A 26,763-nucleotide genomic window follows, 5' to 3' on the forward strand; every position below is an offset into this window, starting at 1 on the left:
CAGCAGAGATGGAAGAGCATCTTTCTGCTAATTTGATGACGCCTAAACGGCAATTAGTTAAGGCTGAGCCAGGACTACGACGTGAACTTTTATTAGACTCGCAGCAGCTGAAGTTGATTCGTGCGGTGTATGAACAGTCTCCGCAGACGTATGATGCTGCAACGAAGGCGGCAGTTAATATAGCACAGGTGGTGCGACAAACGGTGGATTTTGCTCCGACTTCGGCTGATTCACCGCTACTCAATGCAGTCAAAGTTGCCAGTCGTGAGGCTACAAACTGTTTTGGCCATGCCATTATTGCGTCAGAGTGTCTGGAGCAGCTCGGCATTGAGCATTGCATCAGCTACGCGAATCAGCATGCCATGGTGACACTATTTGATCGGGGCAGTGAGCGAGCTTTTTTGCTCGATGTGGCGACGGAGGAGCTATGTTGTGATATGACCGGCGTGCTTGGCAGCGGTGCGCCCAACCCGCTTGACCAGCTAGCGATGGGTGAGTTGCGGGCGGTGAATACATTTTTTTCAGGGGAACTCTTGAAACGACTACCACCGTCGATCGATAGGCAAAAGTTTATGAGCTCAAGGCCATGGCTATCATTTGATGCTATCGATGCGGCACAATCTCATGAACATAAGCCTCGAAATCGGATATTACAATTCTTAACATTACCCTCAGTACCGGGGCGTATGTTGTTGATTCAGCAGTACAATGCTGCCCGACAAGTGGGGTCGGGTGATATCGAAACAGCGAGTAAAGAGCTGTCGGAATTATCAGGGTTATATCTTGATGTTGACTCGCGAAATGGCCTGAAGGAAGTCGATGAGTTGTGCCGTCGGCTAATATTGGCAGGAAAATATGACGAAGTAATCGATTTGGCGGCTATGGTGGACGAGAGCCTGGTCCCAGACGACAAATCGAAAAATAAGTTATTTTTGCCAGATATCATGCGAAAAATTGCTAGACAGACAGAAAACAAGGAACTTGCCTGGCGGGCTATTAAACTATACGAGGAAAATCCACCAAATAGCCTGCGCAACGGTAAACTCGCTGCAGCCAGAAAACTTTTAGATAATTTGTAAAGTTTTATGCTACAATCAAGATATTACTTAACGCAAAGGAGTTTTTATGGCAGAGAAAAAAATAGCCAAGAAGGCGACTACTAAACAGACGACCGCTAAGAAATCAATTGTGAAAAAACCAAGCGTGGCAGCACTGAAAGAAAAGGCGGCAGCAGTCAAAGGTCATGGTGGCGGTTTTATGACATTTATTCGCGAGCAGGGCGTGGTTGGCCTGGCTGTCGGTCTGGCGATCGGTACAGCGGCTGGCGATACCGTGAAAAAGTTGGTGACGGCGTTCATCGACCCGCTGGTGCAGCTGATTGTCGGCTCGCAGGAAGGCCTGCAGGCAGCATCATTCTCTGTTGAGATTGCTGGTCGCAAGGGTGAATTCCTGTACGGTGCGTTTGTTAGCTCGCTGATCACTTTGTTAGCGGTGGCGTTTGTGGTGTATGCGATTATTCACTTTTTGAAGCTGGATAAATTAGACAAGAAAAAAGACTGACTGGGCCTTAAAAACAGATCCGCCGGATAAATACGGCGGATTTTTTATGTAAAACGATTTATGCTGGACCGTACTCAGGGCTAGGAAATCAGCGTGCCGACTGATTCGCCGTTGGCAGCTCGGGCAATATTGCCGTCGGTGAGTAAGTCGCAGATAATAACCGGGATGTGTTCATCCATAGCCAGACCGATGGCGGCTTTGTCCATGACGGCGATATCGGGGTTAGTGAGGGCGTCCTGGTATGATAGCTGATCAAGTTTAACAGCGTCTGGAAATCTCACCGGATCCTTATCATATACGCCGTCGACTTTCGTTGTTTTGATCACCATGTCGCACTGCATCTCTAGGGCGAGGTTGAGAGCGGCGGTGTCGGTGGTCAGGAAGGGCCGGCCAGTGCCACAGGCAACGATGACCACCCGGCCTTTTTGAATGTGGCTGAGCGCCCGGCGGAAAGTGTAGTGGTCGATAAATTGATTAATTTCTACAGTGGACAGGGCGCGGGTTGGCAAGCCAGCGTCGTTGAAGACATCAGCCAGGGCGATGGCGTTCATCAGGGTAGAGAGCATGCCGATATTATGGGCTGAAACAGGCTGAATGCCGTGGCCGACGATTTGGTTGCCGCGGACATAATTGCCGCCGCCAACCATGATGACGACTTCGGCGCCAGTTTTTAGCGCTGGTTTGATTTGTTCGGCGATCCAGCGGGCGCGAGCGGGGTCGAAGCCGCTGGCGAACTCGCCCTGAAGCTGCTCGCCGGATAATTTGAGGAGAATGCGTTTGGTCATGGTTTTAGTGTAGCATGCTGCAAGGAAGTGGTAAAATAGAAACATGAAAGCCAGTTTTAAGCCGAAAAAGATTTTATGGATGGATTTGGAGATGACCGGGCTGGATCCGGTGCATGATGAGATTTTGGAGGTGGCGGCGATCGTCACGGATTGGGATTTTACGGAGATTGCGACGTATGAGGGAGTGGTGTGTCATGATTCAGAGAAGCTAGGTAAATTGCTAGATCGAAATGCTAGCTTTTGGAACGAGCATCCAGCGGCACGCCGCGGTTTGGAGGAACAAAACGCCTCTGGCAAACCGCTGGCCGAAGTGGAGCGCGATTTGTTGGCGTTTTGCGATGAATATTTTGCGGACGAGCCGCGGATTTTACTGGGCGGCAATTCAATTCACCAAGACCGGCGGTTTATTGACGGGTGGTGGCCTACGTTGTCAAAAAGGCTACACTATCGGATGTTGGACGTTAGTGCCTGGAAAGTGGTGTTTGAAGGTAAATACGGCAAGAAATTTGCCAAACCAGAGGACCATCGGGCGCTGGAAGATATTCGCGGCAGCATTATGGAATTACAATATTATTTGAAGAAGGTGAAAAGCTAGGCTTACCAGCTGGCATATTTATGGTCGTTGAATTATTTGACAAAAGCAGGCTTCTCTGATACTCTCTTGGTAAAAGGAGTTGACGAAAATGTGTGCAATGAGTTCTGAGTTACATCAATATGTGACCGGGCTAACGAATGAGATTTCGCGCGGTCATTTTGATGAGGCTGTGCGGCTTGGCGATAAAGCGCTGGCAACGGAGGAGTTGCATGGTGAGGGCAACGAGTCACTGCTGGGGGAGGTGTATCGCAATATGGCCGCCGCGAGTGATCGTTTGGGCCGAACTGACGCGGCGCTTAAATATATCGATCAGGCATATGACATCCACGATATGGCAACTAACAAGGACCCCGAGATTGAGACGCTACGAGAGCGGTCGGCCACGGCATCATATGTTGGTATATTTGCATTAAAGGCGTATCTATTGGCAGATAGCAGGGATGAAGCGTTGGCAGACAAGGCGCGACTCATGACGCGGCAAGCTGCGCTGGACATGGCACAAGTAAACCAGCTTTCTAAAGAAGAGAACGCTGACCAGTACGAGATAAATATGGCATCTCGCTGGGGTATGACTGAAAGTCTAGTGGGTGACAGACGGCGAGGCTTGGCGTTGGCGGGCCGGGCAATCCGATTAGCGTGGCAATCGGAGCGGGATCAGCAAAAGGGCTTGACGGGCCGAGATGTCCTCAGGGCACGAACACGAGCGGTGCTTCGCGGTATGGCGGCCGTAGCGGTGAATGCCGCAAGTCGATTTGGCGCGACGCGGGGTATTGCTGAGAAAATTGCTCTTAAGACATTGTGATTGTATACTGAGAGCATGACTCATAAACAATTTGAAGAGTTTATCCTCAGTTTGCCCGGTGTGTGGCTGGATTATCCGTTTGGCGAGGATATCGCGGTGTATAAATTTGGCAAGAGCAATAACGGCGCAGGGAAGATGGTGGCGCTGGTAGCGGAGGGATCAAAGCCACTCAGGGTAAGTCTAAAGTGCGATCCGCTGTTGGCTGAGAATTTGCGGGAGAAATACGAGACGGTGCTGCCGGGCTATCATCTGAACAAGAAACACTGGAACACTATCATTTGCTCGGGGCAACTGAGTGATGAGGAAATTTTTGATTTGGCGCGACTGAGTTATCGGTTGGTGGCGGAGTGAGTAAAGCTTATGATTTTCCCGAATCACCGGTGATCGCCATGAGCTGCTTGCGTACGTTGGTGAGGTCGGAAATAGTTTTTTCGAGAAAGTCAATTGTGCTTTTGCTGCGCGAACCCTCTTTGATACGATTCATCATCAGCAGCGTGTCGGCCAGTTCGGTATTCATGGTGTAAGCGTAGGTGTTGTCGAGGTCGGCATTGAGATAGGCCTCCTCAAATTTTTCCTCGAGTTTTGTCGGTGGGTCGAGCGCGGTGATGTTTTTGAGGTCTTTTTTGACGTCGATGTTCTGGGTGGCGGCTGGTGTCTCTATAGACTTATTAGCAGTGGTGAGAACGGCAGTGAGCGAGCTATTGGCGTCTTGGAGTTGGCTGGATTTGAGGCGGGAAGTAAATTTCTCGGAGACAGTTTGGAGTTTTTGCAAGCGGGCAACGAGATTGGTTAATGAGGGGCCGCGGGAAGCGTTTTGGGCGGCATTAATAATAAAGACCAGACCGAGCAGCCCGATGATACCGAGAACGAGCAAGATAATCTTTGACTTTTTATCAAAGCCTTGCGGCGCTGGCGGTGCAGAAATTTGATTGAGATAATCAATACCGGTTGGCACGTCATAGTCATTGTGTGGCTGCATACACCCATTAAAGCATAAACAACAACAGAGGTAAAGAGTGATATAATAAAAACCATGAATGATGCCAAGGAAGAAGTGCGGGCGCGGCTGAATATCGATGATGTAATCGGTGAATATGTTCAGCTGAAGCGGGCGGGTCGTAATCTGAAAGGGCTCAGTCCATTCACTGATGAGCGGACGCCGAGTTTTATGGTCAGTCCGGAGAAGCAGATTTGGCATGATTTTTCTTCGGGCAAGGGCGGCGATATTTTTACATTCGTGATGCTGGTGGAGGGGATGGATTTTCGTCAGGCGCTGGAGCATTTGGCGCGCAAGGTGGGCGTGGATTTGAGTTTGTTTTCTCATGGTGATGGGCGCACGGCCAAGCGGCGGGTCCGGGCTAGGGAAGCGCTGAAATTGGCCGCGAATTTTTATCAGCAAAATTTGGTAAAAAATCCGGCAGCGCTAGAATATGCGGTGAAAAAACGGCGGCTGAATCGGCAGACGATCGGTGATTTTATCGTCGGTTATGCGCCGGATCAGGGCGATGCGCTGACCAAAGCGCTGGAGAAGCGGGGGTTTTCGCGCCGGGAACTGGCTGATGCGGGGCTGGTGAATCGGTTTGGCGGCGACTTGTTTCGGGGGCGGATGATGGTGGCCTTGAGCGACGGCAGCGGCGAGGTGGTTGGCTTTACGGGGCGAATTATTCGCGACGATCCGCGTGCGCCGAAATATTTGAATACGCCACAGACATTGCTATTTGATAAATCGCGCCACATTTTTGGGCTGTATCAGGCGAAAGAGGCGATTCGTAGGAGTGATGCGGCGGTGATTGTCGAGGGGAATTTGGATGTGGTTAGCAGCCATCAAGCTGGCATTAAAAACGTGGTGGCGACGGCGGGGACAGCGATGACACTGCAACATCTGAAGGCGCTGAGCCGGCTGGCGGGGCGGATTCGTGTGGCGTTTGATGGCGACCGGGCGGGCGTGAGTGCAACGGAGCGGGCGATCAATTTGGCGCAAGAAATTGGCGTGGAACTAGAGGTGGTGAGTCTGCCGGATGACGTAAAAGATCCGGACGAATTGATCCAAAAGGATGCGTCGTTATGGAAAGCGGCGGTTGAGCGGGCGCAGCCAGCTGTGGATTGGGTGATCGCTCGGCACGCCGAAATGGAAGATTTGAAAACGGCGGAGGGGAAGCGGCGATTTTCGACAACTGCGCTGAGAATCGTACGCAGTCTGAAAGATCCGGTAGAGCAGGAGCATTATTTATCGGTGATTTCTAAAGAAACTGGTGCTAGTCTCGCGGCCTTGCGAGCAAAGCTGGGTGCTGAGAGACTGGCGCCGCCCGCTCAGCTCAAAAAACCAAAGATTGAAAAGGTGACTCCCAGCAAACCTCGTGACGAATTAGCGGACATCATCGTCGGTCTAGCGCTCAGTCAGCCGTCGACCCGGCGCTGGGTCGGGGCGCTCGAGGTGGCAAGCTTGGACGAGCCAGCTCGAGCAGTGGTGGCGGCGCTGCAAGCTGAGCCGCTACTTGACATAGAAAAATTGCCACGTCCCTTGCAAAAATTTGAGCAGTATGTGAAAATAGTACAGTTAAAAAGTGAACGCCGCTACATGGACTGGGAACCAGAAGCTCTGGACAGTGAAATGGCGCGTTTGGTAAAGCAATTGATACGTAAACACCGCGACACAAAAAAACAACAATTATTAGAAGATTTGCGTGAGGCTGAGGAGCTCAGCGATGAGGCGCGGGCGCGCACCTTGCGGCAGCAGCTAAACACACTGATTAAGGAGAATGCGTGAACAACGACCAGCAATACACCCCGACCAATGACGATCCACTCGAGCCAGATTTGACGGCGGTACATGATGACGAGGAGATAGAAGATCTAGAGGCGCTGAGCGCTGGTCAGTATCTGGATGACATTTCGGACGATTCGGTGCGGCTGTATCTGCGTGAGATTGGTAAAATCCCGCTGTTAAGTTCGGACGAGGAAATGGAGCTGGCGCGGCGGATCATCGAGGGCGACAAGAAAGCCAAGGACAAGATGGCTGAGGCCAACATGCGTTTGGTGGTGTCAATTGCCAAGCGGTATTCGGGCCGTGGGTTGGATTTTTTGGACTTGATCCAGGAAGGTAATACTGGCTTGCTGCGCGCCGTGGAGAAATTCGATCCGGACAAGGGCTTTAAGTTTTCGACCTATGCGACGTGGTGGATTCGTCAGGCGATTACCCGGGCGATCGCTGATCAGGCGCGGACGATTCGCATCCCCGTGCATATGATCGAGACGATTAACAAGCTGGTACGGACGCAGCGACGACTTACTCAGGAGCTGAACCGTGAGCCAACAATGGAAGAATTGTCCAAGGAAATGGACATGGAGCCGGAAAAGATTGAGTACATCAACAAAATTCGGCAAGAGACGTCGAGTTTGGATGCTGGCATCGGGCGTGATGGCGACGAGGAAGATTCGGTGCTGGGTGATTTCATCGAGGATGAAGATACGATTTCACCAGAAGAATCAGCGACCAATCAGCTGCTGAAAGAAAAGGTCGCCGAGGTGCTGTCGAGCCTGTCTGATCGTGAGCAAAAAATTGTGCGCATGCGGTTCGGGCTGGACAATGGCGGCAAAAGCCATACGCTCGAGGAAGTCGGCCAACAATTTGCCGTGACGCGTGAACGAATTCGTCAGATTGAAGCGAAGGCTTTGGCAAAACTAAGGAAGCACAAAGACGCTAAGAAGTTGTATGAATATTTGAGCTAGGTGTTACTTATCACCGACTTCTTTTGCGGGAGTTACCTCATCCAGCTCATGTTTCTTAGCTCGTAAAGCCTGATTTCTTTTGACGTCGCGTGGATCCACCCCTTCAGGCGGCTCCTCCATAAGAGCTTTATACCTGTCGAACTCTGCTATGCGAGCCAGCTCCTCATCAGTCAACCGTGCTGCTTGCGTTCCCTTCTCACCGAGTTTGAGTGCGGTGGTATTATCTGGCTTGTCTACTTCCGCCCGACTTGACTCGCCTTCTGGCTGCTCTACGGGTGATGTTTGTTGTGGTAGTTTGTCAGTGTTATCGTGTTCCATGGTTGTAAATATAGCATATAATTTACTTTTTTGCAACCATATGCAGTAAGATGGTTTATGGATGATGATAATTTAACACTGCTCAGGTGCCTTGCAAAAATGTTCGTGGTGAGTGATAGCTTCCAGCTGCGCATATAGTTCGTCCAGTCCGCGGTCGTTCATCACAAAATAATCAGCAATGGCAATTGGTCCGCCTTTTTCTAGATTCTCAATTTCTGACCAATCGCGTTGGTCAACTTCGCGTGGTTGCATTGGCCGCTCAGGGCGTTTGGCCATGCGTTGATAGCGCAGGTGTTTTGGTGTGACGACGGCGATGACGGACATTTGGCCAGGGAATTCGTGCTTGAGAATTTTATATTCGCTCCAAGTGTACAGCCCGTCCAGGACGATAAGTTTTTGGCCAGCGTCAATCAAGTCATGCGCCGATTTGACGACGCGTTTGACCACGAAATCTTTGCCTTCGCGACGGCGGATTTCCTCGCGGAATTTTTGCTGATTGTCCCACGTTGGTTCGATGCCTGCCTCGTCCATGGCTTTGTAGATAACGCCGCCGAAATAAATTTTTGGGAAGCCCTTTTTCGTCAAATACTCGACAGCTGAACTTTTGCCGCTACCAGCCAGACCGACCAGGGCGATGATTTTTGCGTGTGGTTGTGTCATGTTGTTAGTATAGCAAACCTGATATACTGAGTACATGAAGCGTTTGGCGGTCATCGATGGAAAATCAGTGTTTTACCGAGGGTATTATGCCATGCCGGGGCTGAGTACGGCGGACGGTACGCCGACGGGCGGAGTGTACGGGTTTGTGAGTTTGGCGATTGAGCTGATCAAGAAATTGGAGCCGGATTATGTAGCGGTGGCGTGGGATAAGCGCGGCACCAATATCCGCAAGCGGCGGGAATTATATCCAGAGTACAAGGCCGGTCGCAAGCCAGCACCTGATGATTTCTATCAGCAAATTCCGATTTTGATGGAGCTTTTGAATGCGTTTGGCTGGCCGCTGTATGAACTGGATGATTATGAGGCGGACGATATCATGGGTGCGTTTGCCAGGCAAGCGGAAGCGCGCGGCGTGCAAACGTGTCTGCTGACGTCGGATTTGGATGCGCTGCAATTGGTGTCGCCCCTCACTAAAGTGTATGCCATGAAAAACGGTCTAAGGAACATAGAGGAATTTACGGCGGAATATTTTGAACAAAAATATGGTATTCGGACGGACCAGTTTTTGGATTTGAAGGCGCTGAAGGGTGATTCTAGCGACAATTTACCGGGCGTGCCGGGTGTTGGTGAAAAAACGGCGGTGAAATTATTACAAGCATATGACACACTGGACGGAGTGTATGCGCATGTGGATGAGCAAACGGGTGCTCTACGGACAAAGTTAGAGAGCGGTCGCGACTCGGCATATTTGACCAAGCAAGTGGCAGAAATCTGGACGGACGCGCCGGTGGAGCTGGACTGGGGCGTAGCGGATGTTAACGACTGTGACTTCGCGCGGGTGGCGGAGATTTTGCGGAAACTGGAGTTTCATTCGCTGATTGGGCGGCTGCCAAAGACGATGCAGGCGGTGGATGAGGCAGTGGAGACGGCGGAGCTGGATTTACTGCGTGTTGACAATTTGCCGGCTGAGCCGCTGTTTGAAACAGAAAACATTATTTATATTGATCCATCGGAGCCGGACACGGTGTATATTAATTCCAAACCTGACGTGGTGTGGCGAGCGAAGATTAGTGAAATTGGCTGGTCGGTTTGGCAGCTGTTGGCACAGGGCGTGGTGATTGCGGCGGACATCAAGGGGTTGTATCACGCGCTGGATGTTCACGGTGTGGCGGTGCGTTTTCGTGAGGTCTGGGATGTTGGTCAGGCGACGTTTTTGATTGATCCGCTCAGGCGTGACCGTAGTTTGATGGCGCTGGCGGGCGATTTTTCTGAGGATAATTCTCCAGAGCGGCAGCTGGCGCGGCTTCGTCAGATTTACCGCCAGCAGCAGGATTATATGGCGATGCATCAGCAGATTAACAGGGTGCTCCGCGAGTTTGATTTTCCGGTGATTTGGCCGCTGTTTCAGATGGAAAAGCGTGGTATGAAGCTGGACACGGCACTCCTTGAACAGATGGGCGAGGAGTTGAGGGTGGAGGTGAGCCAGCTTGAACAACAAATGTATGCGATGGCCGGGCGTGAGTTCAATGCCGCCAGCCCGGCGCAGCTGTCTGAGGTGTTATTTACCAAGTTGCAGCTGCCGACGACTGGCATTAAAAAAGGCAAAACTGGCTATTCGACGGGACAGAAAGAGCTGGATAAACTGCGCGGGCGACACCCGATCATTGAGCTGATTGAGCGGTATCGGGAACTGACTAAATTAATCAGTACCTACATTGAAGCGCTGCCGAAATTGGTGGCCGAGGATGGACGGATTCACACCACCTTCAACCAAGATGTCACCAGTACCGGGCGGCTGAGCAGCACCAATCCTAACCTGCAGAACATTCCCGTGCGGACGGAATTGGGTCGGAAAATTCGCCAGGCGTTTGTGCCGAGCCAGGGTAAGGTATTTGTTGGCGCGGATTATTCACAATTTGAGCTGCGGCTGGCGGCAGTGTTGGCGGGTGATGAACAGTTAATTAACGATTTTAACAGCGATGTTGATATTCATACCAAGACGGCGGCCGAGACCTACGGCGTGCCGATGGAACAGGTGACGAAAGCACAGCGGCGAGCGGCCAAGGTGATTAACTTTGGCGTGCTGTACGGCATGAGTCCGCACGGCTTGGCGGCAGCTACCGGCATGACCTTTACTGAGGCGAAGCGGTTTATTGAACACTATTTTGCGGTGCGCCAGCCAATCCGCCAATATCTGGATACAATTTTAGTTCAAGCGCGTGAACAAGGATTTGTCGAGACTTATTTTGGCCGGCGGCGGCCAACGCCCGACGTTAAGTCGAGCAATTTTATGGTGCGTTCAGCGGCCGAGCGGGCAGCGATGAACATGCCAATCCAGGGCACGGAAGCGGATTTGATGAAACTGGCGATGATTCGGTTGGAGGACAAGTTGGCTGGACTGGCTGAACCGGTCCTGCAAGTTCACGACTCAATTTTAGTGGAGTGCCGGGCAACAGACGCCGAGCGAGTCGGTGAAATGATGCGCGCGGAAATGGAAGGCATTTGTCCGGAACTGCCGATTGCGCTAAAAGTGGACGTCGGCGTGGGGTTGCACTGGGACGAGGTGTAGCCGGGGCGGTGAGTGCAAAACTGACAGAATATGGTATAATCAACCCATGAGGCGTACGTATAATTCTTTTAATTCCTTTTCCCGGTTTGTGCCGATTTTACTAGTCATTATCATCACCATCGTGACCATTGTTGCGATTATCAGCATCAGCCGGTCAATATTTGGTGGCAATGAGCAAAAACAGCAGCAGGAGACGACCGAGCAGAAAAAAAGCGACTTGCTACAAACCGACGAGAGCCGAGCGGTCAGGCTGACAGTGCGTGGCCCGATTGTCGCTAATGAGAAATTCCGTTCGTATCAAATAACTATTGCGCCGTCGTCGCGGGTGATGACGACGTATGAAGGCTATGTCGAGAAGCAGCTGAACACCAAGCAGCTGAATAATAACGCCAAGGCCTATGAAGAGTTGGTGTACGCACTGGATAAGCGCAAGATGATGGAGGGCCGGCAACTGAGCGATGAGCAAAATGACCTGCGCGGTATTTGTGCGACAGGCAAGGTGTATAAATTTGAATTGTTGATGAATGGAACATCGATCAAGGCGCTGTGGACGTCGGATTGTAGTGGTTCTAAAGGCTCGGCGGTTGCCAATGTCGAGGAAATTGTCGATATGTTTATCAAGCAAATCCCTGACGGTAGCAAAATGGCCACCTCTATCGGGCTGTACCAGCGGGATACGCTGTTCAAGTTTTAGGAGCGTCTTATGCCGGAACTTCCCGAAGTCGAGACGGTTCGCCGCGGATTGGCGGAGCTACTGCCAGGCCGAGTGGTGGCACGAACGGTGGTGTTTGATTCGCCAAAAAGCTTTCCGAATGCGCCGGCTGATGTTGAACAATTTTTATATGGTGCGCGCGTGACGGCGGTGCGGCGGCGGGCAAAGGTGCTGATGATTGATTTGGATACGCATTATTCGCTGGTGGTGCATTTGAAGATGACGGGGCAGCTAGTTTTTCGCCAAAGCTCTCGTCATAGCGCTCGGGTATCCCCAAAAAAATCTCGGGGCCCACGTAAAGTTGCCCACAATTTTTCTGCGGATACCGCTCGCGAGATCGACGATTTTGCTGGCGGCCATCCAAACGACAGCTTAATCGGCGAGCTGCCGGATCGGTCGACGCGGGTACAGATTGATTTTGTGGACGGGTCGCGGCTGTTTTTTAATGATCAGCGCAAATTCGGCTGGATGAAATTATTACCGACTGATGAAGTGAAAAATTTGCCGTTCATGCAAAAAGTCGGCCCAGAACCGCTTGATCCCGATACGCGCGCCGAGGATTTCATCCAGCGGATTCGTCGCCGTCAAAACTTGATGATCAAGCCAGCTTTTCTTGACCAGGCAGTGATCGCCGGGGTTGGTAATATTTATGCTGACGAAGCACTGTGGGCGGCACGTATTCATCCGCAAACGCGGGTGAAAAATGTCAGTGATCAGCAGCTGAACACATTATTTAATGAGTTGCGGCAAATCTTGCAACTGAGTATTGATCAGGGCGGCTCGACTGATAAAAATTACGTTGATGCCGAGGGCCGAAAAGGGAATTATCTGACATTTGCTCATGTGTTTCGTCGCGAAGGCCAAGCCTGTTATTGTCATCCTGACCAAGAGGTCATTAAGCTAAAAGTCGGCGGTCGTGGTACGCATGTGTGTCCGGTGTGCCAGGTGGAAGTTATATGATCCATCTCTTTCACGGCGACAACGAATTTGAGAAACGGGCGGCGCTTGCGGCGCTGGTTGGTGATATGGAGGTGGTGCGGCGCGATGGTGAAGAACTGACGACTGCTGAGGTCTGTGAGGTAGTGATGGGGCAGAGTTTGTTCACCACTGAGCAGGCGGTGGTCATTGCTGATGCGAGTCAGAATGTGGCGCTGTGGCGTGAGTTGCCGGAGCTACTCAGCGATACGGCGGCCACGGTTGTCCTTCTGGAGGCAAAGCTTGATAAGCGTACAAAAACGTATAAGTGGCTGCAAAACCATGCCGAGGTAAGGGAATGCGCTCATTTCACTGAACGCCAAAAGCCGCAGCTGAGTGCGTGGTGTGTTGAGCGGGCCAAGGTGCATGGGGCAGTGTTGACAGCGGCGCAGGCGACGGCACTGATCGATCGGTTGGGGTTTGATCAGCTACGGCTTGATTTGGTGTTGCAGCAGCTGGCATTGGCGGGTGAATTGAATGATGAGCTGATTAATGCACTGGTGCCGCTGGCTCCGGCTGAAAGTGCGTTTGAGTTGTTTGCGGCAATGCTGGATGGCGACCGGGGAAAAGTGCGCGCGATCATTGCCTATCTCGAGGCGGAGAGCGGCGATGATGGGGCGTACCAGACGCTGGGGCTACTGGTTTCACAATTGGTGCAGCTGAACGCGTTGGTGCTATCTGGTGGTGACACGGGGGCGGTGGCTCGTGATTTTGCGGCCCATCCGTATACACTGCGAAAGGTAGCGCCGTATGCAGCGCGGACGACACCAGCGCAGCTCGCGGTAATTAACTCTGCCTTGGCGCAGGCTGATGAACAGATGAAAACGACTCGTGTGTCGCCGTGGCTGTTGGTCGAGGCAGCGCTGGTTGATGTGACTAGGAGAGATCGCTAAGCCAGCAAACTGTTTATACACTTGACAAAATAAGTATGATATAGTACAATGCAAACCACTATTAGTTTACTAGAAAGGTAAAAAGGAATTAGCCATGGTATTCAAAGATACGGAGCTTGATACGCAGGGGTCTGATAAACAACAGTCTTTAGACGAACGGCAAAGGCAGTGGATGGAGCTGGGGCTCGAGGAAAAAATGGCTAAAAAAGAAACAGAGATTAGCCGAGAAGCTATTGACAATGAGCCTGTGTTAGTGATCGCCGAGATGGCAAAGTATGTTGGCGAAGAGTGTCCTCATCTCGTTCAGGTATTTGAGGAGACTAAACGTATGCGACCATCTGACAAACACCTGAGCTCATTAGCGGCAAATATAGATATAAGGTTAAATGAAACAAGACCCGAAGAATTGTATGAGATTGCCGGGGAGATCAAGGATAACTATGATACATGGGCAGAGGGAAGGGCTGCACCGCCAATTGGCTCAAGAGGTCCACGTGGTGACGGTTATAAAACTCAGTATTTGTATGAAAGTATGATGGGGAACGGGCTTCCTAAGGAATTTTTTGACAAAATGGCCGTGGCATCCGTTCATTTTAATTATGTTTATCACCCAGACTCTCCGCAGAGTCAGATATATCAACAAATGCGACTTAACTCAGGGCGAGTGTCTGACATTGATGAGCTACAGGAGCAAACACTGAGAATTGCTGACGAAGGTCTTTATGATGCAGTAAAGCTGGTTATAGGAAAAAAGAGCATGTAATTCGTGGAGTTTTTTGTGAGACGGACAATTATTACCCACAGCTCGTAACTCGGATGATAACAACGCTCGAGGTAGATAAGGGCTTGCCACAAGGGGTTCTGTTGGAGCGAGTTAATATGGATGACTTGTTCCATAGAATAAAGGAGGATCTTGGCCCGCGAACAAGCACTAGACTTTCTCGGTACTAGGGCTCACAAATTGTAAAATACTCCCGCCAACTGACGGGAGTATTATTGATGCAACCATGAATGGCTATTTAGCTTCTTTGGCTGCTGGCTTTTTTGTAGCTGATTTTTTGGTAGCGGTTGGTTTCGCGGTGGTTTTTGCCGGAGCTTTGGTGGCGGGTTTTTTGGTCGCTTCAAGCTTCACGCCGGCTTTTTTCGCAACAGCCGAGAGAGCGCTCTTGCGCCGAGCGGCAGTATTTTTCTTGAGCAGGTTCTTCTTGACAGCGGTGTCAAGTTCACTGTGAGCAGCGGCCAGCGTTGCGGCACTTGGCTCAGCCATGAATGCCTTGACGGCTGACTTGATGTCGCGCTTGATGCCGATATTGCGCTCGCGGCGCTTTAGGGTTTGTTTGGCCCGTTTGATGGCGGATTTGATGATTGGCATAGATTTCCTTTACCTCTATAAATTTGTTTCGCTAATCAAGGATGGATTATACAGAAAAACCCAATAAAAGTAAAGAGTGGCTCGCATTGACGATAATCTATTGACTTTCCTGAAATGCTTATGTATAATGTGATTCAACGGTATAAACAAAAATAAACAGGGACACAACAATGGCGAGCCAGTCACAAAAGCAGCAGATCATTCAGAGCATCAAAGATGTGACTAATATCTTGGTGACGGTGAGCGCTGATCCATCGGTGGACGAGCTATCGGCAGCGTTGGGGCTGACAATTTTCCTAAATAAACTGGGCAAGCACGCCACGGCTGTTTTTAGTGGCAAAGTCCCGCCGGCGATTTCGTTCCTCGAGCCTGACGAGACGTTTGAAGCCACGGCGGACAGCCTGCGTGATTTTATCATCGCGCTTGATAAGGAAAAAGCCGACCATCTGCGCTACAAGGTGGTTGATGATGCAGTAAAGATTTTTATCACGCCGTATCGGGCGACAATTACCGAAGCTGATTTAGAGTTCTCGCAGGGCGATTATAACATTGAACTGGTGCTCGCATTGAACGTTGAGAGTCAGGACCATCTCGACAAGGCGCTGACGGCTCATGGCAAGATTTTGCATGATGCAGTGGTATCGACGGTGACCGCCGGTATGGTAAGGAGCAGTCTCGGGACGGTTGATTGGCATGACGATAAGGCGTCAGGCGTCAGCGAGATGCTGGTTGACCTGATTGATGAGTTACGAACACCGAAAGTGACCATGGATGAGCAGATCGCAACGGCGTTGCTGACAGGTGTTGTGGCGGCGACGGAGCGGTTCAGTAATAACCTAACCTCGTCGCGGGTGATGACGTTGGCGGCGGAGCTGATGGCGGTTGGTGCAAACCAGCAATTGATTGCTACCAGGTTGGCTGAGGGACAGGCGATCAAAGCCGAGGAACACTCAGAGTCAGAGCAATCAAAGCAAGCGGCCGATGCAGCTGATGATGAGATGCACGATAATGACGGCCAGGATGGTGCTAATTTTAAGGTCGAGCGGGGAAAACGCTCAAAGCCGGCTGAGTCAAAAAGAGATGATGGTGCGTTGTCAATTAGTCATGAGCGGCGGGGTAGCCTTGATGATGTGGCCAAGCAGACTCGGGCCGAAGAGCAGGATGCAGCGGCCCGCGCGGCCACGGCGCAGCTTGATCGCCTTCGGGCGGCGTCAGTGACGAGCGGGCGGAGCAGTGCGACATCGACATCGCAACCAATCAGTGCGTCAGTGTCGGCTGAGCCAGAAACGGCCACGCCACTACTAGGTGGAACGTTGAACGCAACGACGGAGCGGGCGGCTGAGGATAAGCGCCGCGATCTTGATACTGATCAAAACAAGACTATCTTGCATCACGGTACCTATGTCGGTGCGTCGCGGCCGGCCCTCGGCGAATCGCCGTTGAATGCCGCCATGGGGAAGTCTGATGAACCGCCGAGCGTTGACCCGTTTGCGACCACCAATAAAGACGAAGCGGTCATTGCCGCGCTAAAAGAGGAGACGCAGGCACTGGCTGACAAGCAGACTCAATCTACCGCGCCGCCATCGCTGCCAGATTCTGAGCGCGACGCTCGCGCGGCAATTACCGAGGCGCTGGCTGCTGCACCGCCGCTTGAACCCGCAGCTTCGCCCGCTCCGGTGGTTTCATCTTCGCCGCTACCGACAGTGTCGTCTGCTCCGGCTACGCTCGCTGACATTGAGTCTAATGTGATGCATGGCTTGCCACCGCTGCCTGATTTCTCTGACTTTTCAGGATCAGGTTTGCCACCGCTGCCACCAGCTCCGGTCGGTGCTGCCGATGGTGGACTGCCAGCGTTGAACACATCGCCTTCAGCGCCATCCGCCCCGGCGCCGCCGCGCACCTTTAATCCGTCCCAGTTCCAGATCCCGGGGCAAAAATAGCCCATGGACGAGGTGCTGCTCATTGATAAGCCGGCTGGCATGACGAGTTTTGGGGTAGTAGCGCGGTTGCGGCGAGTGCTCAGCCAGGCGGCGGGCAAGAAAGTGAAAGTTGGCCATACTGGTACGCTTGATCCGTTCGCTACGGGACTGATGATTATCGTGACGGGCAAGAAGTGCCGCGAGGCTGATACCTTTACGAAGCTTGATAAGTGGTATGAAGCGGAGCTGATACTTGGCGAGGTATCGACGACTGGTGACCCCGAGGGTGAGCTAACTCACGTATCGGCGCGGCAGCCGTCTCGCAGTGAGGTCGAAGCGGTGCTCGGTGCATTTGTGGGTGAAATTAAACAGCGCCCACCGATATTTAGCGCCATTAAGATCAATGGCCGCCGGGCCTATCAGCTGGCACGTCAGGGTCAGCCGGTCGATATGCCGGAGCGCACCGTGTCGATTTACACCTTGGAGCTTGTCACCTATGAGTATCCTCGTCTGGTGATTCGAGCGCATGTTTCGAGCGGTACGTACATTCGGAGCCTAGCGGTTGATATTGGTCAGAAGCTGGGAACAGGGGCCTACTGCCACCAGCTGCGCCGCCAGGCTATCGCTGAATATGACGTCGCTCAGGCAAAACCATTAGCGGATTTTGGGATTTCGTCTTGAAGTGCTATTATCAAGACATGGGTAGGCAGACAGGTTTTACAATCGTTGAACTATTAATTGTGATGGTCGTGATCGCGATTTTGGCGACCATCGGTATTGTGGCGTATTCGGGCGTGCGCCAGGACGCTACCGATACCAAGATCCGTTCCATTGTCAAGATCGCTGGGGACGCGTTGCAGATATATGATACACAGAAACGAACGCTGCCGTCAGGACAGGGGACGTTCAACAACGCTAATAGCGTTGACTCACTTGTACCACAGTATATCCAGCCGGGGTATCGCGAGGGTGTCAGCAGCAAGAACGCGTCTGGTCCGGATGATATTTTTGTCTGGTATCCGTGCAAAGATACCTCTGGTAAGATAACAGGTATTGCGGTATTTGCGGCCCTTAATTCTGCCAAGCCGCAGGAGTCGGCTCAAGTTAACGCGGTCAAGGCGACCTGCAACATTCCGGGTGCAGCTGTGCCGACTACCGGTAATCCAGCGTATAATTATGTGCAGACATTTTAGTAAATGCAGCTGATTTGCGTTTTTAGCGTAGCATTGGTATAATGACGAGGCTATGATTAGCAAAGACGATAAAGCGAAAGCAATTGCTTTGACTCAGGTCAACAAGGACGACGTTGGCAGCCCGCAGGCGCAGGTGTCGATCTTGACGGCTCGTATCAAAGAGGTCACCAAGCACCTGAAGGCGAATAAGCACGACTTCATGGCGCGCCGTGGCTTAATCCAGATGGTTGGCAAGCGCAAGCGCCTGCTCAGATACCTGGAGCGAACTGATTTTGAGAGTTATAAAGCGGTTGTGGCTGCCCTGGGTCTGCGTAAATAGTCGCGCCGGGTAGTTGTACGGATATCCACCTTGATATATCACGAGGTGGGTATTTTGATTTAACGTGGCGTAGCTACAAAAACCGTCCGGCCGTCAGCTGCGCCGCCGAGGGTGCATGAATAGAGGGTGAGCTGTGGTTTGTCGGTTCGGTTTTCGATGTGAACGGCATCTGGCTTGACATCAAATAGCCGGGATATGACGTAGGTGTAGCGCTTGCCGCGGTAGTCAATGATTATTTCATCGCCAATGCGCAGCTTGTCAATGTTGTAGAATGGTGATTTTTGGATGGTTTGCTGCGGTGTCAGGCCCATGATAAATCGGTGGGCCGACAAGACAAAATTACCGCCATCAACTGGATTGCCATTCTCTGGTTGGCGCCACCAGGCACCCCGCTCCATAGTTTCGGCGCCGCCAGTAGCGTACGGCACGTTAATGTCAATTTTGGGGATGTAGAGACGGTCCTCGGTGATCTTGGTTTCTGGCGTAGCGGCGAGAAGCTGGGTGGTTTCGTTGCGCGTTGGGTTAATGAGCTGGGCGTGAAAGAATGGGCTAAATGCCGTGATGAGCGTGTAGCCACCACCAGCGAGCATGATAATAGCCAGACTCATACTGAGCCATCGGCGGCGGTTTTTGGCGTGGGTTATCTGCTTCACTTGTTAATTGTAGCATGGGCGGGGTCAGCCTAGCAGCATGGGCCGTTGTTTTATCGGGGTGAGCCGATCTGTTCGATGGGGCGCTGATTGACTTTTTATAGTTTTTATGCTAAATTACAGATTATGAGTGAATATGCTCCGCAGGCTGATAAATTACCGCCAGATGTGGCTAAACAAGCGGCAAGGATTAGTGAAGTTGTGGCTGCTGTTAGGGAGCGGATTGGTCCGTCCGGTGAATGGTTGAGTGATGACTTAGTGCATATCGAGGGGCAGTTGGACCCAGAGTTACGCGCTTATGATCATAACCCAAGATTTACAGATATGGATGATTTTTGGGAAAACGGCATGGATCCGTCGCGAGCAAATTCGTCACAAGACGACTCTGATACGTCTGAAAAACTACCGAGTAAATTTGTTAATAATTTTTGGCAGTACTTCTTTCCGGATAAAATGTTTGAGAAGGATGAGCTGTTGGGCTCGGTTGTGCTAAGCAAACCACCGCGACAACGGTTGAAGCTGGCGGGAGGAGAGCTCCTCACATCGGTTCAGTAGTTGTTTGGGATGTTATTTGAGAATACCAATATTGATAGCCACAAACTTGTTACCCTGGAGTCAGCAGCCGGTGAAGAGCACCTTGCCAATCTTAAGGAGGCAATGTTTATACTCTATGAGCTGGCACTGCGTACGGTTACTCAACAAAATGTTATTGAGGCTGAGTGCTCAAGTGCGCACGAGTATTTGTGCAAATAGGAGTTCGGTATGGTAAGAAACATAAATGCAGAGCCATCAAGGATAAGTCGGCGCGGTCTGTTGTTTGGTGCGGCTGGAGCAGTGGCGGCTACGGCTGGTGGGCTGCTTATGAACCGTGGCGATGAAAGTCAACGGATACTATCGGTAGAGACGAATGCCTCGAAGCTTGACCTTGAAGGGGCGTATGAGATATATGGTCAAGCCCGTGACATGTTTCGGCGATGTATTGAGGGTGCGCCTGTGTTTACGAGCGAAATGCCGCCGATATTACCACCACCCGCATCGGTATCTGTCTCTCGAGGCGGAGGTAAGCGCGGTTTTATGACGGGGAGTGCGCTACTGCGTAAGGCCGGTCATTCTGAGCGAGCAGTGATAGGCACGGGAGTCTCTTCGGATTTGGGTGATGATAGTAGGGTGCGCGTAGCCGTCGCGTTTGAATTGTTGTCAGGTAAGCCCGAAGCTAAGATCGCTGAGCTGATGGCGGTTTGGGGAGTATCGAGGCGAGGGTTACCGACAGAACGTGCCTTTCGGGATATACTGTATGAAATTGATCCGGAAGAGCTGATGCTATCCTTTGTGCCAGTATCTCAGAGGCAACCGACAGCGCCAACTAGTGAGCAGCCGTATGAGTGGACTGCTATGCTGCCGGGAATGGAGAGTTTTAATGTGATACAACAAGTCATTGGTGCGGCTGGCGGTAGCTCACCGGAAGTGTTATTACCAACGCCAAAGGTTTTGGACCGAGTAAGTGAGCAGCTCGCTGCGGTTCGGGATGCGTTTGGTCGGGCCGGCTTCCTATAAAGCATGCGGCCCTGTGATATAATAGAAAGTGCGAATATAACCCGCAGACGGTGATGGATGTGTGGTGTGTTGATAGTAAACCAGCATGCATACACCTGTTACTGTCTTTGCGAGAAAGAGAGGATCTATGGCAATTATTAACCCGAGTGGCAAGGAGATTTTTAGCGTTACCACCGAGCTGTGCGGCCGGCCGTTGAGCATTGAGGTCAACCGCGTTGGTTTTCGGACGACTGGTAGTGTGCTGGTTCGCTACGGCGATACGGTGGTCTTGGGCAGTGCCCAGGTGGGCAGCCGGCCGGTGCAGCTGGATTATTTCCCGCTGTCGATTGATTATGAAGAACGATTTTATGCGGCAGGCAAAATTTCTGGCTCGCGGTTTATCAAGCGCGAGGGCCGGCCTAGCGACGAGGCGGTGCTGATCGGTCGGTTGATTGACCGCCCGATTCGGCCGCTGTTCCCGAAAGGATATCGCCAAGAAGTACAAGTGGTGGCGACGGTGCTGAGCATGGATCCGGATTTCCGCCCGGATGTGGTGGCGATGATTGCGGCGTCGAGCGCCTTGATGCTGACCGGTACGCCGTTTGACGGGCCGGTGGCGGGCTTGCGGGTGGGCCGCGTGAATGGCGAGTTTAAGGCCTTTTTGACGCCCGAGGAGCGTGAGCAATCTGATTTGGACCTAGTAGTGGCTGGTATCGAGAGCGGTATCACCATGGTGGAAGCTGGCGCCAAGGAAGTATCAGAAGAGGTGATCGTCGATGCAATGGCTTGGGCGCACCAGATGATGCAGCCAGCGATTGCTTTGCAGCGAGAGTTGGCGGCCAAAGTGGCGCCAGCTGCGCAAGAATATGAATTGGTTTTGCCGGACGAAACAATTCAGCAGACGGCTGATGCGTGGGTTGATGGCAAGCTGGGCGAGAAAATTCGCCGGCCGTATCCGGAGCGCAACGAAGTGGTTAACGAGATTCGCTGGGCCTTCCACGAAGCGATGGCCGAAAAGCTGGGTTTGAGTGCTGAGGAGTACGACGAAGTGCGCGACGAATACGATGAAGCATTTACCTTGGCGCTACATAAAGACGTACGCCGCGGTATCGTCGAGGATAATATGCGTCCAGATGGCCGCAAACTAACTGAAATTCGCCCGCTCAGCTCAGAGGTTGGCTTACTGCCGCGAGCGCACGGCTCGAGCCTGTTTACCCGCGGCGTGACGCAGGGTATGAACATCGTCACCTTGGCGCCGCTGAGTTACGCGCAGCTGGTTGATACTATGGAGGTTAACGACGGCGAACGGCGCTATATGCACCATTACAATGCGCCGGGCTATACGGTTGGCGAGGTTAAGCGGATGGGCAGTCCGGGTCGGCGCGAAATTGGCCATGGCTACTTGGCGGAACGAGCCTTGACGCCAGTGCTGCCGAGTGAAGAAGACTTCCCATACGCTATTCGTAGCGTTACCGAAATTATGAGTCAGAACGGTTCGACGTCGATGGCAGCGACCTGTTCGAGCTGTCTGGCGCTGATGGATGCTGGCGTGCCTCTCTCGGCGCCGGTTAGCGGCATCGCTATGGGTCTGATGATGGATGGTGATACGCCGTACGTACTGAGCGATATTGCCGATGCCGAGGACTTTGCTGGCGATATGGATTTCAAGGTGACCGGTACAGCCAAGGGCATCACGGCGCTGCAGATGGATATGAAAGTGCATGGTTTGCCGGTGACAGTGCTGCGCCAAGCGATTGAACAGAGTAAGGCTGGTCGGGCATTTATCCTTGATCATATGTTGAGTATTTTGCCAGCGCCGCGGGAGACGCTCAGCCCGTACGCGCCGCGGATTGAAAAGCTAAAAATTGATCCAGATAAAATTGGCGCCGTCATTGGCAAGGGCGGCGAGGTGATTAACAAGATTACCAGCGAGACTGGTGCTGAGGTTGATATCAAGGAAGACGGCTTGATTACCATCGCCAGCCCGAACGGCGAATCGATTGAGAAGGCGCTCAACTGGATTAAAAGCCTGGTCGAAGAGCCAGAAGTCGGCAAAATTTACGAAGGCACGGTGGTCAGTATCAAAGATTTCGGGGCGTTCGTGAATATCCTGCCGGGAGTTGACGGGATGGTGCATATTTCGAAGCTGGCCGATCACCGCGTAGCTAAGGTGACGGACGTGGTCAAGGAAGGACAAACCGTTCGCGTGAAAATCACCGGTATTGATGAACGCGGTAAAATTAACTTGACGATGATCGGGTTGTAACTTTTGCTTTTTAGCAAAATACGATACAATGAGAATGTAAGAGTAATTGAGGGGGATTATGGACGACAAGAATAATAAGAACGTACCACAACCGACAGCAACATCGCCCGTGGCGACCGAGCAGACTGCTCCGGCGCCCTCGCAGCCAGTACCACCGGTGCCGCAACCACAGCAGCCACTGCAGCAAGGTGTACCGATGCAGCCCAAGAAAGGGTTGAGCAAGGGCGCGCTATGGGGTATCATTGGCGGTTCAATAGGTTTGATAGTTATCGTGGTTGGCATTGTGCTGGCTGTTATATTCCTTGGTGGGCCATCAAAAGCCGACTACCAAGAAGCTGCTAAGACACTGAAGGAGTTTGACGGTAACAGCCTCAACTCGGCACTCAAGTCGTCGAATGCTGATAACGCAAAGAAGCTGATTGAAGAGGCGGTGGGACGTGCTGATTTGATGATGAAGAAGCTTGATTCATCGAAGATTATGCGCGACGAGGAGACTAAAAAATCCTTTGGCGAGTACAAGACTGCCTATGAGAAGGTGCGCCCAAATATGCTTGCCATCGCCAATCTGATAGGAGATATGAAAGATTTCTCCAAGAAGTGTTCACCGAGCTATTTTAGCTATATCGGTAAGCCAGCAGATGAAGTTAGGAAGCTCTACGATGAAAAAATGAGCGGCTGCTATCAGCTACTTGATAATATTACCAAATCAGAGCAAAAAGAAGTGCAGGACTTTGGTAAGCAGATGAAAGAGTATTACAAGGCGTTAGGTGATTTCTTTGTAGCACGTGCCAATAAAGATTACAGTGTTCAGGCACCGCGCCTGTCGTCAGGCAGGTCAAACCCGCTATCCAATTTTGCCAAGAAAATCCAAGAATCAAATTTGCAGAAGCACGAGAAAGACTTCGTCAATCTGGTGAAAGAAAAAGCTGAAAAGTAATTTTCGCTTCAGTATCAAGCAAAACACCTCGCATAGTGACGAGGTGTTTTGTATAATAGAAATATGGATGAGGCAGCGCAACTGGAGGTTTTGGCGGCAGAGATTATCGCTGGTGATATTTGTCATGACTTAGCGCTGCAGGCGACGCAGCTGGTGATGGGTGACGGTCGAGCTGACGCAGACATTGTATTTATCGGTGAAGCGCCGGGAAAAAATGAAGACCTTCAGGGCAAACCATTCGTTGGGGCAGCTGGTACATTTCTTGACGAGATGTTAGCCGCAGCCCAGTTACGTCGTCAAGATGTCTATATCACCAATATCGTTAAGTATCGCCCGCCAAACAACCGTGATCCGCTACCAGAAGAGAAGCGCGCTTTTTGGCCGTATTTGATGCGCCAATTGCAAATTATTCAGCCAAAGGTAGTCATCACATTGGGTCGGCATAGCGGCACGGCATTCATTCCCGACTTGGCGATTTCGCGTGATCATGGTAATCCGCGCTGGGCACAATTCAACGGTTTGAAGTTCTTGGTGATTCCGCTGTATCATCCGGCAGCAGCGCTGTATAACGGGGCATTGCGGCAGACGTTAATTGATGATTTTGTGCGGGCGGCGCAATTGGCAACCCAGGCGAGCGCCTGAGCTATTTTTGACAAGAACTGGCGCCCCGTGCTATAATGGACGCAATTGTTAGGGGATAGATTTGTCGTACGTTGCCCCCGTGTCTATCGCCTGTCATTCTAATTTTGCAAGGTATTTATTTTTATAAAAGGAGAACAATACGCATGGGCCAGAGACGACTTGCGACGCCGAAGGGCGATGATCAGTCAAAACGACCAGCTACAAAAAAAAGTAACACGGCGGTGATGAATAGTACCACCACTCGCAAGGGCGAAGTGTTTCGGGCGCAGCGGCGCACGAGTGAGAATGTCAATCTCAGGGCGTCGCAGCACGTAATCAATATCCCGGTAAACAAATCAGTTTACAATGGCTATGGTGGCGAGCAATTTAGCGCCAAAATGCAGCCAAGGCGCACTCGCGGCGGCAAGCCAAAACTACGGATCATCCCAATCGGTGGTGTCGGCGAAATGGGCATCGGTAAAAACATGAACGCCATTGAGTATGACGATGAGATTATCATTGTGGATATGGGCTTTTTGTTTCCGGGCAGCGATTATCCAGGCATCAACTATATTACGCCGGATATCACCTGGCTCGAGGAAAATAAGCATAAAATCAAGGCGCATGTGTTTACTCACGGGCACCTTGATCACATCGGTTCCTTCCGGCACTTTATCCACCGGATTCCAGCACCGGTCTATGCGTCGAAATTTACCATCGGCATGCTGGACAAGTCGATGGCTGATGCCGATACTGATTTTCAGCCGGACTTTCGGGTAATGGACCCATTGAGCCACGAAGTTGTTCAAGTGTCGAAGCATTTTTCGGTAGAATTGGTGCGGGTGAATCACTCGATTCCAGATTCAACGGCGGTGGTGATCCGGACGCCGCTGGGTGTGGTGATTGACTCTGGTGACTGGCGGTTTGAGGAAAGTCCGGTTGACGGCCAAAAGTTTGATCTTGAGCGTATGACAGAAATCGCCGCCAAAGAGGGCGTGTTGATGTTCATGAATGAATCGACTAACTGTGAGTCGGCTGGTACGCATACCCATACTGAGTTTGATATTCAATATTCTATCGGCCAGGTGATGGATAAATTCAGTAACAGCCGAGTGATTTTAAGCTGTTTCTCTTCGCAGGTGCACCGCTTGCAATTAATTTTGGAAGAAGCGCATAAGCACGGGCGCAAGGTAGCATTTGCCGGCTTTTCGATGATTCAGAACTTGGAAGTGGCGCTGCGTTCAGGCACCATTAAGATCCCGAAAAATACCGTCATGAAGATGGAGGACATCATCAAGCTGCCGGATAGCCAGATTACTGTGGTTTGTACTGGCTCGCAGGGTGAGTTTAATGCCGTGCTGAGCCGTATGGCGACTGGCGCGCATAAATACATGAAGATTAAAGGCTCTGACGTAGTGGTGTTTAGCTCCAATCCGATTCCGGGCAATGAGAAAAACGTGGTGCGAACGGTTGATGGCTTGATGCGTGAAGGATCTGATGTGATTCAGAATGGCAAGACGCACTTGACGGGAATCGGGCCGCTACACTTGTCGGGCCATGGCTATTATGATGACCACATTAAGCTGATTAACGCGCTTAACCCAACATACTACATGCCAATTCACGGCGAGTTCCATATGCTGGTGCATAATGCTCGGTTAGCAGAGAAAGAGTGCGGTATTCCTAGGAAGAATATCTTTGTGTGTGATGCTGGCGATATTATTGAAATTGATATTGAACGCCAAGCTAAGAAAGCTGGTCGGATTCAAGTTGGTGGTGTGATGTATGATGATACGGGCGCTATCGTCTCTGAAGTAGTATTGAAAGACCGCATTCATATGTCTCAGGAAGGTATGTTTGTGGTGGTGTTAACGGTACAGCGCGGCACAGGGCGGTTATTAACTAGCCCGGACATTATTTCCCGCGGTTTCATCTATCTGCGTGATTCTGAGGAATTGATGAATATGATTCGCCAGTACTTGAAACAGAAGGCAGCACGTAGTTTTGCTGGCAAGTACGACCTTGATGTGGTAAAGAAAGAAATTAAGGATGAAATTACCCATATATTATATGACCAGACTAGGCGGACGCCGATCGTTATCCCGGTAATTAACGAGGTTGGCGGTCTGAAAACGGTAAAATCGACTGCTGCTTCGAATACTTCTATCGCAAAGACACCGGTGCGCAGCAAAAAACCTACCATCGCTTCAGCGGCGGAACCGAAAATGACTCTGCCAACTATGCCGCGCCGCCGCTTCCCGCGCCGCCAGGTGCCAGACACCGAGGCGAATGATACCAAGGCTCGAGAGGTCGGCCGAGTGCGCGCATACTAGTCCACGCTTGCTATTTGTTGTA

The 26,763-nt window shown here is 51.5% G+C and carries 28 protein-coding genes; 22 read left to right on the forward strand and 6 right to left on the reverse strand.

Annotation, left to right across the window (positions count from 1 at the left end; all coding sequences use genetic code 11):
• Window positions 1-8 precede the first annotated feature (8 nt).
• Both FBF27_00300 and FBF27_00305 read left to right on the forward strand, forming a co-directional pair.
• Window positions 9-1,079: a hypothetical protein gene (locus tag FBF27_00300; protein ID QJU08871.1), complete on the forward strand. Its 1,071-nt coding sequence runs from the start codon at window positions 9-11 to the stop codon at window positions 1,077-1,079.
• A gap of 46 nt (window positions 1,080-1,125) precedes the next feature.
• Complete coding sequence (locus FBF27_00305) at window positions 1,126-1,560, forward strand: hypothetical protein (protein ID QJU08872.1); 435 nt, start codon at window positions 1,126-1,128, stop codon at window positions 1,558-1,560.
• A gap of 80 nt (window positions 1,561-1,640) precedes the next feature.
• On the opposite strand, the gene pyrH is transcribed toward FBF27_00305, so the two are convergent.
• Complete coding sequence (gene pyrH / locus FBF27_00310; protein ID QJU08873.1) at window positions 1,641-2,345, reverse strand: UMP kinase; 705 nt, start codon at window positions 2,343-2,345, stop codon at window positions 1,641-1,643.
• Between the two features lie 43 nt (window positions 2,346-2,388).
• Here pyrH and FBF27_00315 point away from each other — a divergent pair, with 43 nt between their 5' ends.
• From FBF27_00315 to FBF27_00325, 3 genes are all read left to right on the forward strand, one after another.
• On the forward strand, window positions 2,389-2,940 hold the full coding sequence (locus tag FBF27_00315) for an oligoribonuclease (GenBank protein ID QJU08874.1): 552 nt from the start codon (window positions 2,389-2,391) through the stop codon (window positions 2,938-2,940).
• A 97-nt stretch (window positions 2,941-3,037) separates the two neighbouring features.
• Complete coding sequence (locus FBF27_00320) at window positions 3,038-3,742, forward strand: hypothetical protein (GenBank protein ID QJU08875.1); 705 nt, start codon at window positions 3,038-3,040, stop codon at window positions 3,740-3,742.
• 15 nt (window positions 3,743-3,757) lie between these two features.
• Entirely contained in the window at window positions 3,758-4,093 is a 336-nt protein-coding gene (locus FBF27_00325) for an MmcQ/YjbR family DNA-binding protein (protein QJU08876.1), read from the forward strand.
• 7 nt (window positions 4,094-4,100) lie between these two features.
• On the opposite strand, the gene FBF27_00330 is transcribed toward FBF27_00325, so the two are convergent.
• Window positions 4,101-4,721, reverse strand: a complete 621-nt coding sequence (locus FBF27_00330; protein ID QJU08877.1) for a hypothetical protein — start codon at window positions 4,719-4,721, stop codon at window positions 4,101-4,103.
• Window positions 4,722-4,775: 54 nt separating this feature from the next.
• Between FBF27_00330 and dnaG the strand changes: the two genes are divergently transcribed.
• Window positions 4,776-6,509, forward strand: a complete 1,734-nt coding sequence (gene dnaG / locus FBF27_00335; GenBank protein QJU08878.1) for a DNA primase — start codon at window positions 4,776-4,778, stop codon at window positions 6,507-6,509.
• A complete protein-coding gene (rpoD, locus tag FBF27_00340; protein QJU08879.1) occupies window positions 6,506-7,471 on the forward strand; it encodes an RNA polymerase sigma factor RpoD in 966 nt (321 codons plus the stop codon). Before dnaG ends, rpoD begins: the two co-directional genes overlap by 4 nt.
• 3 nt (window positions 7,472-7,474) lie before the next feature.
• Here the strand turns inward: rpoD and FBF27_00345 are convergent, their stop codons facing one another.
• Together FBF27_00345 and FBF27_00350 are read right to left on the reverse strand one after the other, a co-directional pair.
• Window positions 7,475-7,789: a hypothetical protein gene (locus FBF27_00345; protein QJU08880.1), complete on the reverse strand. Its 315-nt coding sequence runs from the start codon at window positions 7,787-7,789 to the stop codon at window positions 7,475-7,477.
• A 72-nt stretch (window positions 7,790-7,861) separates the two neighbouring features.
• Window positions 7,862-8,449 (reverse strand): dephospho-CoA kinase, encoded by a 588-nt coding sequence (locus FBF27_00350; protein QJU08881.1) that lies wholly within the window; start codon window positions 8,447-8,449, stop codon window positions 7,862-7,864.
• A 34-nt stretch (window positions 8,450-8,483) separates the two neighbouring features.
• Between FBF27_00350 and polA the strand changes: the two genes are divergently transcribed.
• The 5 genes from polA (at window position 8,484) to FBF27_00375 (ending at window position 14,361) form a co-directional block, all read left to right on the forward strand.
• A complete protein-coding gene (gene polA, locus FBF27_00355) occupies window positions 8,484-11,018 on the forward strand; it encodes a DNA polymerase I (protein QJU08882.1) in 2,535 nt (844 codons plus the stop codon).
• A 46-nt stretch (window positions 11,019-11,064) separates the two neighbouring features.
• Window positions 11,065-11,712, forward strand: a complete 648-nt coding sequence (locus tag FBF27_00360) for a hypothetical protein (GenBank protein QJU08883.1) — start codon at window positions 11,065-11,067, stop codon at window positions 11,710-11,712.
• A 9-nt stretch (window positions 11,713-11,721) separates the two neighbouring features.
• Complete coding sequence (gene mutM, locus FBF27_00365) at window positions 11,722-12,690, forward strand: bifunctional DNA-formamidopyrimidine glycosylase/DNA-(apurinic or apyrimidinic site) lyase (protein QJU08884.1); 969 nt, start codon at window positions 11,722-11,724, stop codon at window positions 12,688-12,690.
• Window positions 12,687-13,598, forward strand: a complete 912-nt coding sequence (locus FBF27_00370) for a hypothetical protein (protein ID QJU08885.1) — start codon at window positions 12,687-12,689, stop codon at window positions 13,596-13,598. Before mutM ends, FBF27_00370 begins: the two co-directional genes overlap by 4 nt.
• 94 nt (window positions 13,599-13,692) lie before the next feature.
• Window positions 13,693-14,361: a hypothetical protein gene (locus FBF27_00375; GenBank protein ID QJU08886.1), complete on the forward strand. Its 669-nt coding sequence runs from the start codon at window positions 13,693-13,695 to the stop codon at window positions 14,359-14,361.
• Window positions 14,362-14,613: 252 nt separating this feature from the next.
• Here the strand turns inward: FBF27_00375 and rpsT are convergent, their stop codons facing one another.
• Complete coding sequence (gene rpsT / locus FBF27_00380; GenBank protein ID QJU08887.1) at window positions 14,614-14,970, reverse strand: 30S ribosomal protein S20; 357 nt, start codon at window positions 14,968-14,970, stop codon at window positions 14,614-14,616.
• 170 nt (window positions 14,971-15,140) lie between these two features.
• Between rpsT and FBF27_00385 the strand changes: the two genes are divergently transcribed.
• From FBF27_00385 to rpsO, 4 genes are read left to right on the forward strand one after another with little or no spacing between them, the layout of a single operon-like run.
• Window positions 15,141-16,910: a hypothetical protein gene (locus FBF27_00385; protein QJU08888.1), complete on the forward strand. Its 1,770-nt coding sequence runs from the start codon at window positions 15,141-15,143 to the stop codon at window positions 16,908-16,910.
• Between the two features lie 3 nt (window positions 16,911-16,913).
• Window positions 16,914-17,570: a tRNA pseudouridine(55) synthase TruB gene (gene truB, locus FBF27_00390; GenBank protein QJU08889.1), complete on the forward strand. Its 657-nt coding sequence runs from the start codon at window positions 16,914-16,916 to the stop codon at window positions 17,568-17,570.
• A 17-nt stretch (window positions 17,571-17,587) separates the two neighbouring features.
• On the forward strand, window positions 17,588-18,082 hold the full coding sequence (locus FBF27_00395; GenBank protein ID QJU08890.1) for a prepilin-type N-terminal cleavage/methylation domain-containing protein: 495 nt from the start codon (window positions 17,588-17,590) through the stop codon (window positions 18,080-18,082).
• Between the two features lie 52 nt (window positions 18,083-18,134).
• A complete protein-coding gene (rpsO, locus tag FBF27_00400) occupies window positions 18,135-18,401 on the forward strand; it encodes a 30S ribosomal protein S15 (protein ID QJU08891.1) in 267 nt (88 codons plus the stop codon).
• A 59-nt stretch (window positions 18,402-18,460) separates the two neighbouring features.
• On the opposite strand, the gene FBF27_00405 is transcribed toward rpsO, so the two are convergent.
• Complete coding sequence (locus FBF27_00405; protein ID QJU08892.1) at window positions 18,461-19,054, reverse strand: sortase; 594 nt, start codon at window positions 19,052-19,054, stop codon at window positions 18,461-18,463.
• A 123-nt stretch (window positions 19,055-19,177) separates the two neighbouring features.
• Between FBF27_00405 and FBF27_00410 the strand changes: the two genes are divergently transcribed.
• From FBF27_00410 to FBF27_00435, 6 genes are all read left to right on the forward strand, one after another.
• Entirely contained in the window at window positions 19,178-19,606 is a 429-nt protein-coding gene (locus FBF27_00410) for a hypothetical protein (protein QJU08893.1), read from the forward strand.
• Window positions 19,607-19,813: 207 nt separating this feature from the next.
• A complete protein-coding gene (locus FBF27_00415; protein ID QJU08894.1) occupies window positions 19,814-20,605 on the forward strand; it encodes a hypothetical protein in 792 nt (263 codons plus the stop codon).
• A gap of 127 nt (window positions 20,606-20,732) precedes the next feature.
• Window positions 20,733-22,850 (forward strand): polyribonucleotide nucleotidyltransferase, encoded by a 2,118-nt coding sequence (locus tag FBF27_00420; protein QJU08895.1) that lies wholly within the window; start codon window positions 20,733-20,735, stop codon window positions 22,848-22,850.
• A 58-nt stretch (window positions 22,851-22,908) separates the two neighbouring features.
• Window positions 22,909-23,787: a hypothetical protein gene (locus tag FBF27_00425; GenBank protein ID QJU08896.1), complete on the forward strand. Its 879-nt coding sequence runs from the start codon at window positions 22,909-22,911 to the stop codon at window positions 23,785-23,787.
• 63 nt (window positions 23,788-23,850) lie between these two features.
• Entirely contained in the window at window positions 23,851-24,429 is a 579-nt protein-coding gene (locus tag FBF27_00430) for a uracil-DNA glycosylase (protein QJU08897.1), read from the forward strand.
• 143 nt (window positions 24,430-24,572) lie between these two features.
• The gene (locus FBF27_00435; GenBank protein ID QJU08898.1) at window positions 24,573-26,741 is read left to right on the forward strand and encodes a ribonuclease J; all 2,169 of its coding nucleotides are present in this window, start codon (window positions 24,573-24,575) and stop codon (window positions 26,739-26,741) included.
• Window positions 26,742-26,763: the final 22 nt, after the last annotated feature.

The organism is Candidatus Saccharibacteria bacterium oral taxon 488 (assembly GCA_013100805.1).
GTDB lineage: Bacteria > Patescibacteriota > Saccharimonadia > Saccharimonadales > Saccharimonadaceae > Nanosynbacter.

Bases quoted from the DNA above. Each gene is read 5' to 3' on its own strand.
- FBF27_00385 (QJU08888.1), top strand. From the start codon at position 15,141: ATGGCGAGCCAGTCACAAAAGCAGCAGATCATTCAGAGCATCAAAGAT.
- FBF27_00375 (QJU08886.1), top strand. From the start codon at position 13,693: ATGGTATTCAAAGATACGGAGCTTGATACGCAGGGGTCTGATAAACAA.
- FBF27_00430 (QJU08897.1), top strand. From the start codon at position 23,851: ATGGATGAGGCAGCGCAACTGGAGGTTTTGGCGGCAGAGATTATCGCT.
- mutM (QJU08884.1), top strand. From the start codon at position 11,722: ATGCCGGAACTTCCCGAAGTCGAGACGGTTCGCCGCGGATTGGCGGAG.
- FBF27_00395 (QJU08890.1), top strand. From the start codon at position 17,588: ATGGGTAGGCAGACAGGTTTTACAATCGTTGAACTATTAATTGTGATG.
- FBF27_00425 (QJU08896.1), top strand. From the start codon at position 22,909: ATGGACGACAAGAATAATAAGAACGTACCACAACCGACAGCAACATCG.
- polA (QJU08882.1), top strand. From the start codon at position 8,484: ATGAAGCGTTTGGCGGTCATCGATGGAAAATCAGTGTTTTACCGAGGG.
- truB (QJU08889.1), top strand. From the start codon at position 16,914: ATGGACGAGGTGCTGCTCATTGATAAGCCGGCTGGCATGACGAGTTTT.
- FBF27_00415 (QJU08894.1), top strand. From the start codon at position 19,814: ATGGTAAGAAACATAAATGCAGAGCCATCAAGGATAAGTCGGCGCGGT.
- FBF27_00435 (QJU08898.1), top strand. From the start codon at position 24,573: ATGGGCCAGAGACGACTTGCGACGCCGAAGGGCGATGATCAGTCAAAA.
- FBF27_00420 (QJU08895.1), top strand. From the start codon at position 20,733: ATGGCAATTATTAACCCGAGTGGCAAGGAGATTTTTAGCGTTACCACC.
- FBF27_00305 (QJU08872.1), top strand. From the start codon at position 1,126: ATGGCAGAGAAAAAAATAGCCAAGAAGGCGACTACTAAACAGACGACC.
- FBF27_00350 (QJU08881.1), bottom strand. From the start codon at position 8,449: ATGACACAACCACACGCAAAAATCATCGCCCTGGTCGGTCTGGCTGGT.
- FBF27_00315 (QJU08874.1), top strand. From the start codon at position 2,389: ATGAAAGCCAGTTTTAAGCCGAAAAAGATTTTATGGATGGATTTGGAG.
- rpsO (QJU08891.1), top strand. From the start codon at position 18,135: ATGATTAGCAAAGACGATAAAGCGAAAGCAATTGCTTTGACTCAGGTC.
- rpsT (QJU08887.1), bottom strand. From the start codon at position 14,970: ATGCCAATCATCAAATCCGCCATCAAACGGGCCAAACAAACCCTAAAG.
- FBF27_00370 (QJU08885.1), top strand. From the start codon at position 12,687: ATGATCCATCTCTTTCACGGCGACAACGAATTTGAGAAACGGGCGGCG.
- pyrH (QJU08873.1), bottom strand. From the start codon at position 2,345: ATGACCAAACGCATTCTCCTCAAATTATCCGGCGAGCAGCTTCAGGGC.
- dnaG (QJU08878.1), top strand. From the start codon at position 4,776: ATGAATGATGCCAAGGAAGAAGTGCGGGCGCGGCTGAATATCGATGAT.
- FBF27_00325 (QJU08876.1), top strand. From the start codon at position 3,758: ATGACTCATAAACAATTTGAAGAGTTTATCCTCAGTTTGCCCGGTGTG.
- FBF27_00360 (QJU08883.1), top strand. From the start codon at position 11,065: ATGAGGCGTACGTATAATTCTTTTAATTCCTTTTCCCGGTTTGTGCCG.
- FBF27_00320 (QJU08875.1), top strand. From the start codon at position 3,038: ATGAGTTCTGAGTTACATCAATATGTGACCGGGCTAACGAATGAGATT.
- FBF27_00330 (QJU08877.1), bottom strand. From the start codon at position 4,721: ATGCAGCCACACAATGACTATGACGTGCCAACCGGTATTGATTATCTC.
- FBF27_00410 (QJU08893.1), top strand. From the start codon at position 19,178: ATGAGTGAATATGCTCCGCAGGCTGATAAATTACCGCCAGATGTGGCT.
- FBF27_00345 (QJU08880.1), bottom strand. From the start codon at position 7,789: ATGGAACACGATAACACTGACAAACTACCACAACAAACATCACCCGTA.
- FBF27_00300 (QJU08871.1), top strand. From the start codon at position 9: ATGGAAGAGCATCTTTCTGCTAATTTGATGACGCCTAAACGGCAATTA.